Genomic DNA, 14,269 nt, shown 5'->3' with positions numbered 1-14,269 from the left:
ATCTGAATCTTATTCTATATAAACAGCAAAGTTAAAAAAATTGTCTGTAGTAACCTCATTAACACCCCATAAAAAATGCGACTATTAAAAATAATCGCATTTCTTTGTATACTCGAGTTACCTAGCCACTCATTAGTCACTCCTACGCCCACCAAATAAGATGGAAGCATAGTATAAAAGTGTTACCAAGGCACTCAAAGCAGCAACGACATAGGTCATAGCAGCCCATTTTAATGCATCTTTAGCACCATCATGTTCCTCACCATTATAAGTAACACCCGCATGGTTCAACCATTCCAAAGCGCGGTTTGACGCATCAAATTCTACAGGAAGTGTGATAAACGAAAATATTGTTGTAATCGCCAATGCACCTACACCTACCGCTAACAACCACGGATTACCGCCTTTGGAAAAAGCAAATAACATCACACCGAGCATTAATACCCATGAAGTTAGTTTGGAAGCCGCATTGACCATTGGTACCATCGCTGAACGGAAACCCAACCATTTATATGCTTTCGCATGCTGGACAGCGTGACCACATTCATGAGCCGCGACCGCTGCTGCCGCTACACTGCGACCACTATATACTTCAGGACTCAAGTTGACCGTTTTATCCGATGGATTGTAATGATCGCCCAAGCGATCAGGGATCGACAACACCTTTACATCATATATACCATTATCATTTAGCATTTTCTGCGCAATCTCAGCACCGGACATTCCATTCCCCAATGGCATCTCTGAATACTTCTTAAATTTGTTTTTAAATCTTGTCTGGACAATTAGGCTTACCACCATTATTCCAATAAATAAAATCAAGTACATAGCTTTTTTATATTTTTATCGTTATTCTCTTTTTAATAGTTTCAATATAATCATCAAACCTCATTCCAATTCCTATAAATTGATAAAGGCATGAACTTCTAAGATAATAAAAAGCGTATAACTGACAAAAAGAACAATTTCTTCTGATGCCGACATGACATTGTAGCATAAAAAAGGGAGTGAAAAATTCACTCCCTTTGCTTGTTATTTTCTAAATTATAGTGCTTATTTCATTATCCCATCTGAAAGACCAAGTCGGAGCCTTCTATCATTTTACGCAAATTACTCAATGCATAGCGCATTCTTCCTAAGGCGGTATTGATACTCACCTCTGTTATCTCCGCAATATCCTTGAAACTCATATCACAGAAGTGGCGCATAATTAAAACCTCTTTCTGATCATCTGGTAGTTTCTGGATCATTTTCTTTAAGTCGACATCGACCTGTTGTTTCAGCATTTTTGATTCAGCACTTTCATCGCTGAATTCCAATACTTCAAAAATGTCGAAACCATCCGCATTAACAATATTTGGGGCCCGCTTGGCTTTTCTAAAAAAGTCAACGATCATATTGTGGGCAATACGGATAGCCCAAGGCAAAAATTTCCCCTCTTCATTGTACTTGCCCGATTTTAATGTGTTGATGATTTTAATGAAAGTCTCCTGGAAAATATCTTCAGCAAGATATTCGTCTTTTACTTTCATATATATAGAGGTGTAAATTTTCGATTTATATCGATTCAACAATGCCTCTAGACCGGACTCTTGGCCCCCGACATACATTTGGATCAATTCTTGATCACTCTTACTTTTCAAAAGTCTCATACGTCACTTACTTTTTAGCAGTTCGCAAATAAATTATCAGTTCTGTTGTAAAATGTAAATGTTTAGCGTATAGTGTTCCTTTCTTATTGTAAAACAATCAATTAATAGTATTTCAAAGTACCGTAAAATTATTGAGTAATCAAATTATTACATTTCAATTTAAGATTTTTTAACATTTAGGAATGTAAAAACTCCATCCACTTCGCAAAAAGGCATTTGATAAAAAAAGCTTATGCCTGATTCAATTTATCCAGTGACTAACTTTGAGACAAATTCGAAACTAACAGGGACTTTATAGGGACCTCACTCGGACCTTGTCCGGACCTCATTCGGATAAAAGCGTATAAAGTACCTATTAATCTCCTATTATATTAGGGTAAAATCCCTTTTAATTAGAAGGTTGGCACACAGTTGCCCGCAAGATAGTATGGCCTTATTTCATAGCAGATACGGAGCATAAAACTTAAAAAAAAATGCATTAATGGCTCGTATGTGGCGGAGCAAGTACGCGGGGGGTATCGTATAAGATCAAAAACGAAAAAAGCGGAATCACCCTAAGATGATTCCGCTTTTCTATATGATAAAGACTTGTCTTATTTATACAATGGGAACTCGGCCATCATGGTTCTCACTTTACCATGAATCTTATCCAATTCAGCATCGTTGGATGCATTTTTCAATGCCTCATCAATTAACTCTCCGATTTGAATAATATCATTTTCTTTGATACCACGAGTAGTGATTGCGGCAGTACCGAAACGCACACCTGAAGTTACAAAAGGAGAACGTGTATCAAAAGGAACCATATTTTTATTAGTTGTGATACCTGCTTTACCCAATACAGCTTCAGCTTCTTTACCAGAAATATCTTTGTTACGTAGATCAACCAACATCAAGTGGTTATCTGTACCACCAGAAATAATCTTATAATCTCGCTCAACGAAGAATTGTGCCAATGCAGCTGCATTTTTCTTCACCTGAACAATGTATTCCATATACTCGTCTGACAAAGCCTCACCGTAAGCAATTGCTTTTGCAGCAATTGTATGCTCCAAGGGACCGCCTTGCGTACCCGGGAAAACAGCTAAATCCAACAATTGCGTTATCGTACGGATTTCACCTTTAGGTGTTTTGATACCCCAAGGGTTTTCAAAATCCTTACCGACCATAATCATACCACCACGAGGGCCACGTAGTGTCTTGTGTGTCGTAGTTGTAACAATATGACAATGAGGAAGTGGATCATTCAATAGACCACGCGCGATCAAACCTGCTGGATGGGAGATATCAGCCAAAACAATCGCACCGATTTCATCAGCAACTTTACGGATGCGTGCATAGTCCCAGTCACGGGAGTAAGCTGAAGCACCACAGATGATCATTTTTGGTTTTTCACGAAGCGCGGTTTCTTCCAACTGTTCGTAATCAATTAGACCTGTTTCTTCTTTTACACCGTAAAATAATGGTTGATAGATCTTACCAGAAAGGTTTGCTGGTGATCCATGAGTCAAGTGTCCACCATGAGATAAATCAAGACCTAAAATTTTGTCTCCAGGTTTGATTGTCGCCAAAAAAACAGCCGCATTTGCCTGCGCTCCAGAGTGAGGTTGAACATTTACCCATTCTGCGCCAAATAATTGCTTTGCACGATCAATTGCGATGGTTTCAATTTCATCCACAACTTCACAACCTCCATAGTAACGTTTTCCTGGGAGGCCTTCTGCATATTTATTTGTCAACACTGAACCAGCAGCTTCCATCACTTGTTTTGAAACAAAGTTTTCCGAAGCAATTAATTCAATACCTTCTTCTTGGCGTTTCAGCTCATCAGCTATTAAATTAAAAATGGCTTGATCTCTTTCCATTGTTTTTAAATGTTGTAAAGTAAATTTTGTTTTTATTTTAATGCCTCAAAGATAGCATATTCCATAAAGAATATCGACAAAAAGCCATATTTTATTAAATGTTCCTAGAAAAATGGGCTTATTTATGCGAATTAGCTAATTAACGTAGTCTCCTTTTAACTCCTATCTGGAGTCTCCCAATCCAATAAAAATCGAATGTTTTGTAAATGTCAAAAAATCTATGGTGGGCGATTTGCGATTAAAAATATGTATTTTTGCTAAAGAATTGGCTAAAACATTATTAAAATGAGCACAGAACATACAGCAATTGCTCCTGTTACCTTAACGCAAGGGGCAATCAAGGAACTCAATAAATTAAAAGATCAGCAAGAAATTTCTGATGATTTTGGTTTACGTGTCGGTGTAGAAGGTGGTGGTTGTTCAGGTATGAGTTATATCCTTGGTTTTGACCAGAAAAAAGATGGAGACAGCGAGTACGAAATTGAAGGAATCCGCATTTTTATGAACAAAGCACATGGCTTATACCTTGCAGGCATGGAAATTGACTTCAAATCAGGGCTTGACGCAAGAGGTTTTACTTTCAATAACCCAAATGCAAGTAGCACTTGTGGTTGTGGAAGTAGTTTTTCAGCATAAGTTGAAATTTACACATATTCTAATGAAAAAGGGATTGCCGAAAGCAATCCCTTTTTTGTATTAGTCCTCTATAACAGCAATCCTAATCAACGGTTTCGAAAAATTCAACTGCCCTTTAATCAACTTATTCCTACTACGGTCGCCCTATCTCCTAGCTTTCAATTCGACTTCATCAGCCACCATGATCGTGTAATCGTTGATCATTGACAGTATTGGGGTTTTTCAAAAATATTTTGCACATCATATAATGATACTACAGCAACAAAGCCCTCTTTCTTTTTCCATCATAATTCACTAAATTAGCGACCTTTAGAAAAGAAGCATACAACAGTCTGATGTACAAAGAATATAAGCAGTTAAATTTACCGGAAATTGGTAAAGAGATTTTGACCCGTTGGGAACAGGAAAAAATATTCGAAAAAAGTATCAATAATCGCCCTGAGAGCAAGTCATATACATTTTTTGAAGGGCCACCTTCTGCGAATGGAATGCCTGGAATCCATCACGTGATGGCTCGTACGATCAAGGATATTTTCTGTCGCTACAAGACATTGAAAGGCTACCAGGTAAAACGAAAAGGAGGCTGGGATACCCACGGACTTCCAATTGAACTTGCCGTCGAGAAAGCTCTTGGTATTACTAAGGAGGATATCGGCAAAAAGATTACCGTAGAAGAATATAATGACGCTTGCCGCAAGGAAGTGATGAAATATACCGATGTATGGAATGACCTAACCAACAAAATGGGTTATTGGGTTGATCTTGAACATCCTTACATCACGTATAAAAACGAATACATCGAAACGTTATGGTATTTGTTAAAAGAGCTCTATAAAAAGGGCTTATTGTATAAAGGTTATACCATTCAACCTTATTCACCTGCTGCAGGTACAGGATTGAGTTCGCATGAGCTTAATCAACCGGGTACATATAAAGATGTGAAGGATACAACAATTGTTGCTGAATTTAGATTGATCAAAAGCCAGCTCCATCCAGCGATTGAAAAGTTAGTGGATGATGAAGCCGAAGATGTTGCATTTATCGCCTGGACGACTACGCCTTGGACCTTACCGTCCAATACAGCTTTGGTTGTTGGCAAGAAAATAAACTATGTCAAAATCAGAACTTTCAATAAATATACAGGTGCACCAGTATCTGTTATATTGGCAAAAGATCTGATCAGCAAGCATTTTAAAGCAGAGGGGCAAGATGCCTCTTTCCAAGACTACAAGTTGGGTGATAAAGTTATCCCTTGGGAACTTGCAACAGAATTTGTAGGGGAAGAGCTTGTCGGCTTGCGCTATGAACAATTGTTGCCTTATATCACCAATGAAGATTTACAAGAGAATGCTTTTCGTGTAATCCCTGGTGACTTTGTGACCACTGAAGATGGTACGGGTATCGTGCATGCTGCGCCGACCTATGGTGCAGATGACTTTCGTGTAGCAAAAGAACACGGTGTACCGGGTATTTTGGTCAAAGACGAAAATGGGAAAGATGTTCCTACGGTAGACCGTACAGGTCGTTTTGTGAATGAAATCACCGATTTTGCAGGACGATTTGTAAAAGAGGAATACTACAGTGCAGAAGAACGTGCGAAAGAAGATTTCAAACCTACTGACGTCTTGATCTCGATCAAACTAAAAGAGGATAATAAGGCATTTGATGTTAAAAAATACGAGCACACCTACCCACACTGTTGGCGTACAGACAAGCCGGTTTTATACTATCCATTGGATAGCTGGTTTATCCGTACTACTGCGGTAAAAGAGGATCTGGTAGCTTTAAATAAAACGATCAACTGGAAACCTGAAGCTACCGGAACAGGACGCTTTGGAAACTGGTTGGAAAACCTGGTCGATTGGAACCTTTCTCGCTCTCGTTACTGGGGTACACCACTTCCAATCTGGCGTTCAGAAGATGAGAATGAAGAGGTCTGTATCGGTTCGTTACCTGAATTAAAGTCTTTGTTAGAGGCCTCCCTGACTTCGGATGTTCTATCGGCAAATGAGAAAGCGAAAAACCAAGCCTATCTAGATAAATTTGACACAGAAAAGCTAGATTTACACCGTCCATATGTTGACGATATCGTTCTTGTTTCTGATGCTGGTCAAAAATTATTCCGTGAGCCTGACTTAATTGACGTATGGTTCGATTCGGGAGCAATGCCTTATGCACAATGGGGATTGGATCATGAGAAACTGGCAAAAGGTGAAGAGTTTCCATTTAAAGATGGATTCAATCATGCATATCCTGCTGACTTCATCGCCGAAGGTGTGGATCAGACTCGTGGATGGTTCTTTACGCTACATGCGATCTCTACAATGATGTATAAATCGGTCTCTTTCAAAAACGTTGTTTCCAATGGATTGGTATTGGATAAAAACGGAAATAAGATGTCCAAACGCTTAGGCAATGGTGTTGATCCTTTCTCAACGATCGATCAATATAGTGCTGATGCTACCCGTTGGTATATGATCAGCAATGCTGCTCCTTGGGACAACTTAAAATTCAACATGGAGGGATTGGATGAGGTACGCCGTAAGTTCTTCGGTACGCTATACAATACCTATGCATTTTTTGCGCTTTATGCCAACATTGATAAGTTCTCCTATGTAGAACCAGATATTGTATTAGAAAACCGTCCTGAAATCGACCGCTGGATTATCTCGTTACTAAATTCACTAACGAAAGAAGTGGATGAATATCTAGCGGATTACGAACCGACGAAAGCCGCACGTGCAATCCAAAACTTTGTGGATGAACACTTGAGTAACTGGTACGTTCGTTTGTGCCGTCGTCGTTTCTGGAAAGGAGAATATACCGAAGATAAGATTTCTGCATATCAGACATTATACACTTGTCTGGATACCATTGCGAAATTAATGTCACCAATATCGCCATTCTTCTCGGATAGACTGTTCTTAGATTTGAATACTGCAACCAATAAGGAACAAGTTGAGTCAGTTCACTTAGCCAACTTTCCAGTATACGATGAAAAACTAGTGGATAAAGATCTGGAAGAACGTATGGCCCTGGCGCAGGATATTTCGTCTTTGACACTTTCACTACGTAAGAAAACGTCGATCAATGTACGTCAGCCATTAAACAAAATCCTCGTTCCTGTATTGGACAGTGCTTTCCAGGAGAAGGTGGAAAAAGTAAAAGATTTGATACTTTCGGAAACCAATATCAAAGATATTGAGTTTATTACGGATACAACTGGTATAATCAAGAAAAAAATAAAACCAAACTTCAAAGCTCTTGGCGCGAAAGTTGGTAAGGATATGAAGTTAGTTTCTTCGTCTATCCAATCGTTGACTATAGATCAAATCAGCACATTGGAATCAGCCGGTGAATTGGCCCTAACAGGTACGCCATATACTATTCTATTAAGCGATGTAGAAATTATAGCAGAGGATGTGGAGGGATGGCAAGTTGCTAATCTGGGTAAATTGACCGTAGCTTTGGATGTTCATATCACCGAAGAATTGAAGAAAGAAGGTTTATCAAGGGAGTTGATCAACCGTCTACAAAATTTACGGAAGGAAAAAGGACTTGAGGTGACTGATAGAATTAACGTAAAGTTAACAGCAGCCTCAGAAGTAGTCAATGCAGCGAAAGAAAATTTATCTTATATTTGCACCGAAATTCTAGCCGATTCATTGGTATTTGAAGATTCACTAACTGAAGGAGAGACCATCGAGATCGATGGCAAAGAACTTAAGGCATTAATCCAAAAAAATTAAATTATGGCAAACAACAACGAGAAAACACGCTATAGCGATTCAGAATTACAAGAATTCAAAGATATTATCTTGGACAAGCTTAGAATAGCAAAAGAAGAGCTTTCCTCGTTGACAGCAACGCTCAATAACAGCAATGCGAATGGTACAGACGATACTGCGGGTACATACAAGACCTTAGAAGATGGCTCTGCAACTTTGGAGAAGGAACAAACCAACCAATTGGCTGCACGTCAAAAGAAGTTTATCGACAACCTGGAAGCAGCGTTGGTGCGCATCGAGAACAAAACGTATGGTATCTGTAGAGAAACAGGAAAACTGATCCAAAAAGAACGTTTGAAAGCTGTTCCGCATACAACCTTGAGTATCGAGGCGAAAAACAAACAATATTAATTTTAGGTAAAAATATATGGTCTTTGCGTAGGCAAAGACCATTTTTATAGCACAATGAAGGGGTATACGAAACCAGTCGCACTAATTGTCGCGATTCTTTTAATAGACCAATTGTCAAAAATATGGGTTAAGCTCTCTATGACAATTGGACAAAGTCATCACATATTAGGTAAATTTTTCCAAATCCATTTTATTGAAAACAATGGAATGGCCTACGGAATGGAATTTGGTGGTGATTACGGGAAATTGTTCCTGACCGTGTTTCGGATACTGGCCGTAGCTGGTATTGGGTATGGTCTACATTACATGATCAAGAATAAATACAACCGTGGCTTTATATTAAATGTCGCCCTGATTCTTGCTGGTGCTTTGGGAAATATCATTGATTCAGCATTCTATGGTGTGATCTTCAGTGACAGTACTTTTTACGACAAGGCATCTTTATTTCCGGCGGGTGGAGGATATTCATCCTTCCTGCATGGAAAAGTAGTTGACATGCTTTATTTTCCTTTAATTGAAGGTACTTTCCCTACTTGGGTACCTTTTTGGGGTGGTGAAGAGTTTCTATTCTTCCGGCCGGTATTCAACATTGCAGACTCAGCTATTTCAGTGGGTGTCGTACTGATACTATTATTCCAAAAACGGTATTTCAAAACGGAAAAAGAAGAGAAATCGAGTATCCATAGTGAAATCGTTGAAGATTAACGAAATATCTTACAAAAGCCTTGTTAATCGCAAGGCTTTTCTTTTAAAACGTTAAAAACGGGGATCGTATTCCGATTATCAAGCAATCTGGTCATATAGGTTATGACGGTCTCCATACTAAATACCAAAAAATGAAAAACATAAACTTATTCCTAATCGTCTGCGCACTTTTTGTGACAAAAGTAGCACAAGCACAACAAATTGAAATCCCGAATCTAAAAAAACATATCTACTACCTGGCGGATGACAAAATGCAAGGTCGCGGGACAGGTAGTAAAGAAGTGTTCAAAGTAGCGGACTATATCGAAAAGGAGTTTAAAAAATATAAATTACAACCCAAGGGCGAAAAAGGCTATCGCCAATCTTTCAAAGCCAAGGTATGGAAGGTAAAAGTAGCTGACAGTATTCGTAATGCTGACAATATTATAGGTTTTATCGATAATGGAGCTCCGCTGACAGTTGTGATAGGTGCGCATTACGATCACCTGGGAACAGGTCGCCAGGGTAGCTCAAAAGACTCGCTAGGTGTTGGTAAAATCCACAATGGAGCCGACGATAATGCTTCGGGTACCGCAGGTTTATTGGAACTCGCCCGTTATTTTAGCAGCAATAAGGAAAAAGAACCTTATAATTTATTATTTATCGCTTTTGGTGCCGAGGAACTGGGTTTGGTGGGTTCCAAATATTTTACCGAACACCCTACCCTACCGTTGGAAAAAATCACGGCAATGCTTAATATGGATATGATCGGCCGCTACAATCCCGACAACGGTCTTGCCGTCATCGGATACGGAACAAGCAGTCAATGGCCGACTATTTTCAAAGATATCCAAGCGCCTATCAAGTTCAACTTAAGCAAAGACGGTAACGGCGGGTCGGATCAGACTTCATTCTACAAAAAGAATATTCCAGTATTATTCTTCCATACTGGCGGACACCCCGACTATCATATGCCAACCGATGATGCAGACAAGATCGATTACAATTCATTAAAATCTATTCTTGATCTAGAGAAATCGGTAATCGAGAATATCATGAAACAATCGAGTAAAATGGACTTTATCTGGACCAACTAAAACGGATAAAATAATCCGTTGATGGCCTTTTAAAATATAGCCTCGGCTCGAGGGCAAACGAGAGCGGATTTATTAAGGTACTTTAGATACCCACGAGATTAAAACACAGATAAAAAAATAAGTATACGGATGAAAAAAATTCTTGTCACAGGATCCAATGGCTTTTTGGGTCAGAAGGTCGTCGACCTACTTGCTGGAAATAATCTTTATGAGGTTACAGCCATTTCAAAAGGCCCGAATAGAAACCCGAATCAAGCGGGATATATTTTCTATCAAGTTGACTTATTGGATCAGACCCTATTAGCGGATTTTTTATCCAACCATATTTTTGATGCGATTATACACACCGCTGCCATGACCAGTGTGGAAGCATGTGAGGCCGATAAAGCAGCCTGCCAGCTGATCAATGTAGATCTGGTACAAACACTAGCAAGTTACTGCGAAAAAAATAAGACACAGTTGATCCATCTCTCTACCGATTTTGTATTTGATGGCAAAAAAGGCACTGCCTATAATGAACTGGATGCACCCCAACCACAAAGTGAGTATGGGAAAAGCAAATATGCCTCTGAGCAAGTACTGGCGCAGTCTTCCTGTCATTATGCGGTCCTACGTACAATTTTGGTCTACGGTATCAACGGAGATCCGAATCGTTCCAATCTAGTCCTTTGGGCTAAGGCAAAGCTCTCCCAAAAAGAAGCTATAAAAGTGGTTAATGACCAATGGAGAATGCCTACCTTTGTAGACGATTTAGCGCATGCTTGTCAATTGGCTATTGAACGACAGGCTCAGGGAATATTTCATATCTCTGGAGCGGAGTTGATGTCCATCAATGAGGCGGTTTATAAAATCGCAGATTATTGGAAACTGGACAAAACATTGATTTCTGAAATCAGCGCATCAAGTATTGGACAAGCGGATAATAGGCCGCGCCAGACAGGTTTTGATCTCAGTAAATCCGAAAATGAACTGGGCTATGTACCAACAACATTTTTGAAATCTTTGGAAATAATTGATAGCCAATTCGAAGCATTTGGACGATAATGACAAAAAACGATATGATAGAGAAATTTGCTAGAGAGTCATACACGGAGATGAACGAATTGGTCCTACCTAACGATACCAATACCTTTGGAAATCTAATGGGCGGCCGTTTATTATACTGGATGGATATCTGTTCAGCGATTGCCGCACAAAAACATTGTAGCAATGTGGTCGTTACAGTATCTGTGGATAATGTATCTTTTAAGCGTTCGATCAAATTGGGTGAAGTGGTCACCATACAAGCGCAAGTGACACGTGCATTTAACAGCTCCCTGGAGGTACGCATGGAAATTTTCGCATCAAATCTGCCCGAGGGCACACGCGTAAAAACCAATGAGGCTTATTATACCTTTGTTGCTGTAGACGCCGACAACAACCCCAAAGCTGTCCCTGTATTGATCCCTGAGACAGAGTCAGAACACAAAGCTTACGAGGATGCGCTACAACGACGAGAACTTCGCCTTATTCTGGCAGGGAAATTAAAACCCGAAAATGCAAAAAAACTAAAAGCATTGGTCAGTTTGTTCAGCCAAAAGAATTGACACCTTATGCGATAATTGCAATAAATAAAAAGAGAGAAAATATATACAAGTTCTCTCTTTTTATTTATAGTCCTGTCCAAACAGGAGCAGTATGTTAGTCTAGCATTCTTCTAAATCAACTAGTCCTCGTTACCTAAGGCTAAGATTCGATCAAATTCCTCCGGTTTAAGTGGCATCACCGATAGGCGGCCCTGTCTTACCAAAGCGATATCCTGTAACTGTTCATCTGCTTTGATCGTCTCCAGGGAGACAGATTTCTTCAATGTTTCAACAGGAGCCAGATCCACGACAACCCAACGTTCATCATCTGTAGTTGGGTCCTGATAAAATTCTTTCACCACTTTCGCGACACCGACCACATCCTTTCCTTCGTTGCTATGATAGAACAGAACCAAGTCCCCTTCTTTCATCGCTTTCATATTATTCCTAGCCTGGTAATTGCGTACACCATCCCAAAACGTCCGTCCATCTTTATTGAATTGCTCCCAACTATATTTAAATGGTTCAGATTTTACTAAGAAATATTGCATAGTCAAATATTTGTTAAGCGTTAAAAACTATTGTTGCGGCATTAATACTTCCATTTTATCCGCAAAATGCGCACAGTAATCACGCAAGTCACCAATAACCTTCTCAGCCATGGGATCTCCACCGGAGGAACGGATAAAGGAATCGCCCAAGGTTTGTAAGGTTTCGTAAAAAAAACGCTTCATTTCATCATAAGGCATGTCTTTGGTCCAAAGGTCAATGCGCATTGAATTTTTATAATGTGAATCCCATAGTGCTAAAAACATCGCTTTAGCAGGTAATTCTTCTGCATTATTCCCATCTGTGGACGACCACATGATGTTTTCAGGAACATTGTTTTCGTCCAGCTCTACTTGTAATTTTATTTCCGCTTTTTTCATTTTAGTATTTAGTATTGAGATTTCAGTTTTGTAAGCCCATGGCATACATCGTATCTCTTCTTATTTTTTTATTTTCCACTACGCAAATGTCACTTTGACGATCAGACTGGCAATACAGACCACTACCAAAAACGCCAACTGTAACATCCACATTTTTTTATTCTCTTTGATAAGTACTCGAAACAAAATATCGACTACCGTCAGTAGTACCATCAAGGCTATAAATGCTCCCCATGTAAAGAGTGCCTTTTCGTCATTGGGATTTTCCATAACAAACCAAGCGACCAAGCATGCACTAGCGATATTTAATGGAGTAAACCGCATTTTTAGCTATCGCTTTTTGAAATTACGATTTGACCCTGTTGCCTTACCACCAGACTTCCCTTTGCTCTTGGCTTTCGGCTTAAAGCCTGAGGCACGTTGTGCTTCACGTACCTCCTTTTGTTTGATCACATATTTCTTTTCATGGAAGGCTCCCTGATAATCTGGATTGTCTTTTTTCTTTTGATTATCAATATCGCGTGCTATATCCTGTTTCTCCTGAAAAGGTGTTTTCTCAATAAATACCTCCTCTGGAATTGGATGCACCGGAATACTCTGCTTAATCAATTTCTCAATTTTTCGAACATAATATTTCTCGGCCTCATTACAAAAAGTGATTGCATCTCCTTCATTGAAGGCTCTACCGGTACGTCCGATACGATGCACATAGTCTTCTATAACAATAGGAACTTCGAAGTTGATTACGTGGCTCACATTGGACACGTCAAGTCCCCGTGCTGCGACGTCCGTTGCAACCAAGATACGGATGTTACCTTCCTTAAATGCATTGATCGAATTTATACGGGTATTCTGTCCTTTATTGGCATGAATGACACGAACTTCATCTTTGCCATATTTACGTTCCAGAAAATGAAAAACGTTATCTGCAACTTGTTTTGTTTTACAAAAAACAATCAGTCTGCTAAAAGCTTCATCATCTTTTAATAAATGCTGAAGTAAATTCAGCTTCGTTTTTTGATTCGGAACAAGATATAATGCCTGACTGACCGTTTTAGCTGGGGTCGCTTGTTCGGACACCTCGATAACGGTAGGAAAAGCAAGAAAATCTCCAGCGATCTTACGAACAAGCTCACTCATTGTTGCTGAAAACAATAAATTTTGACGTTTGCGCGGAACGATTTCTAATACTCGGTGGATTTTGCTGATAAATCCCATATCCATCATCTTGTCCGCTTCGTCCAAAACTAAAAATTTGAGTGATTTAACAACGATATGTCCTTCTAAATATAAATCAAGGAATCGACCTGGTGTAGCAACGATAATATCGACTCCTTTTTCAAGGGTTTCTATTTGAGTTTTTGGGCCTAATCCCCCATACAATACAACAGAACGTAAATCGAGGTAAGTAGAAAATAATTTGATGTTCTCCTCGATCTGCATCGCCAACTCCCGGGTTGGTGTCAAAATCAGTGCACGCGCATCATTTCCCTGTGCATACTTCAATTTCATCAACATGGGCAATACAAATGCAGCTGTCTTTCCCGTTCCGGTCTGGGCTATTCCCATCACATCCTGCCCCGCCAATATCGGTGTAATTGCCTTTTCCTGGATCTCAGTCGGTTGTTCATACCCCGCTTCTGTTATCGCATTTAAGATCTGTTTATTGAATTTAAAATTTTCAAATGATTGCTGCATCCGA

At 39.4% G+C, this 14,269-nt stretch carries 14 protein-coding genes; 7 read left to right on the top strand and 7 right to left on the bottom strand.

What is annotated here, in order from left to right; all coding sequences use genetic code 11:
* Positions 1 to 132: 132 nt before the first annotated feature.
* From DFQ12_RS23990 to glyA, 3 genes are all read right to left on the bottom strand, one after another.
* Positions 133 to 828, bottom strand: a complete 696-nt coding sequence (locus DFQ12_RS23990) for a zinc metallopeptidase (RefSeq protein WP_120261577.1) — start codon at positions 826 to 828, stop codon at positions 133 to 135.
* A gap of 233 nt (positions 829 to 1,061) precedes the next feature.
* Entirely contained in the window at positions 1,062 to 1,610 is a 549-nt protein-coding gene (locus DFQ12_RS23985) for an RNA polymerase sigma factor (protein WP_408022393.1), read from the bottom strand.
* Positions 1,611 to 2,245: 635 nt separating this feature from the next.
* Complete coding sequence (gene glyA, locus DFQ12_RS23980) at positions 2,246 to 3,517, bottom strand: serine hydroxymethyltransferase (protein WP_120261576.1); 1,272 nt, start codon at positions 3,515 to 3,517, stop codon at positions 2,246 to 2,248.
* Positions 3,518 to 3,802: 285 nt separating this feature from the next.
* On the opposite strand from glyA, the gene DFQ12_RS23975 reads away from it, so the two are divergent.
* The 7 genes from DFQ12_RS23975 to DFQ12_RS23945 all read left to right on the top strand — a co-directional run bounded on the left by DFQ12_RS23975 (position 3,803) and on the right by DFQ12_RS23945 (position 11,659).
* Entirely contained in the window at positions 3,803 to 4,153 is a 351-nt protein-coding gene (locus tag DFQ12_RS23975) for a HesB/IscA family protein (protein ID WP_108635906.1), read from the top strand.
* Between the two features lie 335 nt (positions 4,154 to 4,488).
* Entirely contained in the window at positions 4,489 to 7,902 is a 3,414-nt protein-coding gene (gene ileS / locus DFQ12_RS23970; protein WP_120261575.1) for an isoleucine--tRNA ligase, read from the top strand.
* A gap of 3 nt (positions 7,903 to 7,905) precedes the next feature.
* On the top strand, positions 7,906 to 8,292 hold the full coding sequence (locus DFQ12_RS23965) for a TraR/DksA family transcriptional regulator (RefSeq protein WP_046674049.1): 387 nt from the start codon (positions 7,906 to 7,908) through the stop codon (positions 8,290 to 8,292).
* Between the two features lie 54 nt (positions 8,293 to 8,346).
* Complete coding sequence (locus DFQ12_RS23960; RefSeq protein WP_120261574.1) at positions 8,347 to 8,997, top strand: lipoprotein signal peptidase; 651 nt, start codon at positions 8,347 to 8,349, stop codon at positions 8,995 to 8,997.
* Between the two features lie 131 nt (positions 8,998 to 9,128).
* Positions 9,129 to 10,073: a M20/M25/M40 family metallo-hydrolase gene (locus DFQ12_RS23955; protein ID WP_120261573.1), complete on the top strand. Its 945-nt coding sequence runs from the start codon at positions 9,129 to 9,131 to the stop codon at positions 10,071 to 10,073.
* A gap of 129 nt (positions 10,074 to 10,202) precedes the next feature.
* Positions 10,203 to 11,117, top strand: coding sequence for an SDR family oxidoreductase (locus DFQ12_RS23950; RefSeq protein ID WP_120261572.1), 915 nt, complete (start codon positions 10,203 to 10,205; stop codon positions 11,115 to 11,117).
* Between the two features lie 14 nt (positions 11,118 to 11,131).
* Complete coding sequence (locus tag DFQ12_RS23945) at positions 11,132 to 11,659, top strand: acyl-CoA thioesterase (RefSeq protein ID WP_120261652.1); 528 nt, start codon at positions 11,132 to 11,134, stop codon at positions 11,657 to 11,659.
* Between the two features lie 119 nt (positions 11,660 to 11,778).
* On the opposite strand, the gene DFQ12_RS23940 is transcribed toward DFQ12_RS23945, so the two are convergent.
* The 4 genes from DFQ12_RS23940 to DFQ12_RS23925 all read right to left on the bottom strand — a co-directional run bounded on the left by DFQ12_RS23940 (position 11,779) and on the right by DFQ12_RS23925 (position 14,265).
* The gene (locus DFQ12_RS23940; RefSeq protein ID WP_120261571.1) at positions 11,779 to 12,189 is read right to left on the bottom strand and encodes an EVE domain-containing protein; all 411 of its coding nucleotides are present in this window, start codon (positions 12,187 to 12,189) and stop codon (positions 11,779 to 11,781) included.
* A gap of 27 nt (positions 12,190 to 12,216) precedes the next feature.
* Entirely contained in the window at positions 12,217 to 12,567 is a 351-nt protein-coding gene (gene gldC / locus DFQ12_RS23935) for a gliding motility protein GldC (RefSeq protein WP_088160288.1), read from the bottom strand.
* Positions 12,568 to 12,645: 78 nt separating this feature from the next.
* Positions 12,646 to 12,891 (bottom strand): hypothetical protein, encoded by a 246-nt coding sequence (locus DFQ12_RS23930; RefSeq protein ID WP_120261570.1) that lies wholly within the window; start codon positions 12,889 to 12,891, stop codon positions 12,646 to 12,648.
* Between the two features lie 6 nt (positions 12,892 to 12,897).
* Positions 12,898 to 14,265, bottom strand: coding sequence for a DEAD/DEAH box helicase (locus DFQ12_RS23925; protein ID WP_120261651.1), 1,368 nt, complete (start codon positions 14,263 to 14,265; stop codon positions 12,898 to 12,900).
* Positions 14,266 to 14,269: the final 4 nt, after the last annotated feature.

The organism is Sphingobacterium detergens (genome assembly GCF_003610355.1).
Taxonomy (GTDB): Bacteria; Bacteroidota; Bacteroidia; order Sphingobacteriales; family Sphingobacteriaceae; genus Sphingobacterium; species Sphingobacterium detergens.
Note: the sequence above shows the minus strand (reverse complement) of the source record. Positions and strands in the feature narration are given on the sequence as shown.

Excerpts from the sequence above, each read along its gene's own strand:
- DFQ12_RS23975 (WP_108635906.1), top strand. The coding sequence starts at position 3,803 with ATGAGCACAGAACATACAGCAATTGCTCCTGTTACCTTAACGCAAGGG.
- DFQ12_RS23930 (WP_120261570.1), bottom strand. The coding sequence starts at position 12,891 with ATGCGGTTTACTCCATTAAATATCGCTAGTGCATGCTTGGTCGCTTGG.
- DFQ12_RS23940 (WP_120261571.1), bottom strand. The coding sequence starts at position 12,189 with ATGCAATATTTCTTAGTAAAATCTGAACCATTTAAATATAGTTGGGAG.
- DFQ12_RS23945 (WP_120261652.1), top strand. The coding sequence starts at position 11,132 with ATGATAGAGAAATTTGCTAGAGAGTCATACACGGAGATGAACGAATTG.
- DFQ12_RS23955 (WP_120261573.1), top strand. The coding sequence starts at position 9,129 with ATGAAAAACATAAACTTATTCCTAATCGTCTGCGCACTTTTTGTGACA.
- DFQ12_RS23960 (WP_120261574.1), top strand. The coding sequence starts at position 8,347 with ATGAAGGGGTATACGAAACCAGTCGCACTAATTGTCGCGATTCTTTTA.
- DFQ12_RS23985 (WP_408022393.1), bottom strand. The coding sequence starts at position 1,610 with ATGTATGTCGGGGGCCAAGAGTCCGGTCTAGAGGCATTGTTGAATCGA.
- DFQ12_RS23990 (WP_120261577.1), bottom strand. The coding sequence starts at position 828 with ATGTACTTGATTTTATTTATTGGAATAATGGTGGTAAGCCTAATTGTC.
- gldC (WP_088160288.1), bottom strand. The coding sequence starts at position 12,567 with ATGAAAAAAGCGGAAATAAAATTACAAGTAGAGCTGGACGAAAACAAT.
- glyA (WP_120261576.1), bottom strand. The coding sequence starts at position 3,517 with ATGGAAAGAGATCAAGCCATTTTTAATTTAATAGCTGATGAGCTGAAA.
- DFQ12_RS23925 (WP_120261651.1), bottom strand. The coding sequence starts at position 14,265 with ATGCAGCAATCATTTGAAAATTTTAAATTCAATAAACAGATCTTAAAT.
- DFQ12_RS23965 (WP_046674049.1), top strand. The coding sequence starts at position 7,906 with ATGGCAAACAACAACGAGAAAACACGCTATAGCGATTCAGAATTACAA.
- DFQ12_RS23950 (WP_120261572.1), top strand. The coding sequence starts at position 10,203 with ATGAAAAAAATTCTTGTCACAGGATCCAATGGCTTTTTGGGTCAGAAG.
- ileS (WP_120261575.1), top strand. The coding sequence starts at position 4,489 with ATGTACAAAGAATATAAGCAGTTAAATTTACCGGAAATTGGTAAAGAG.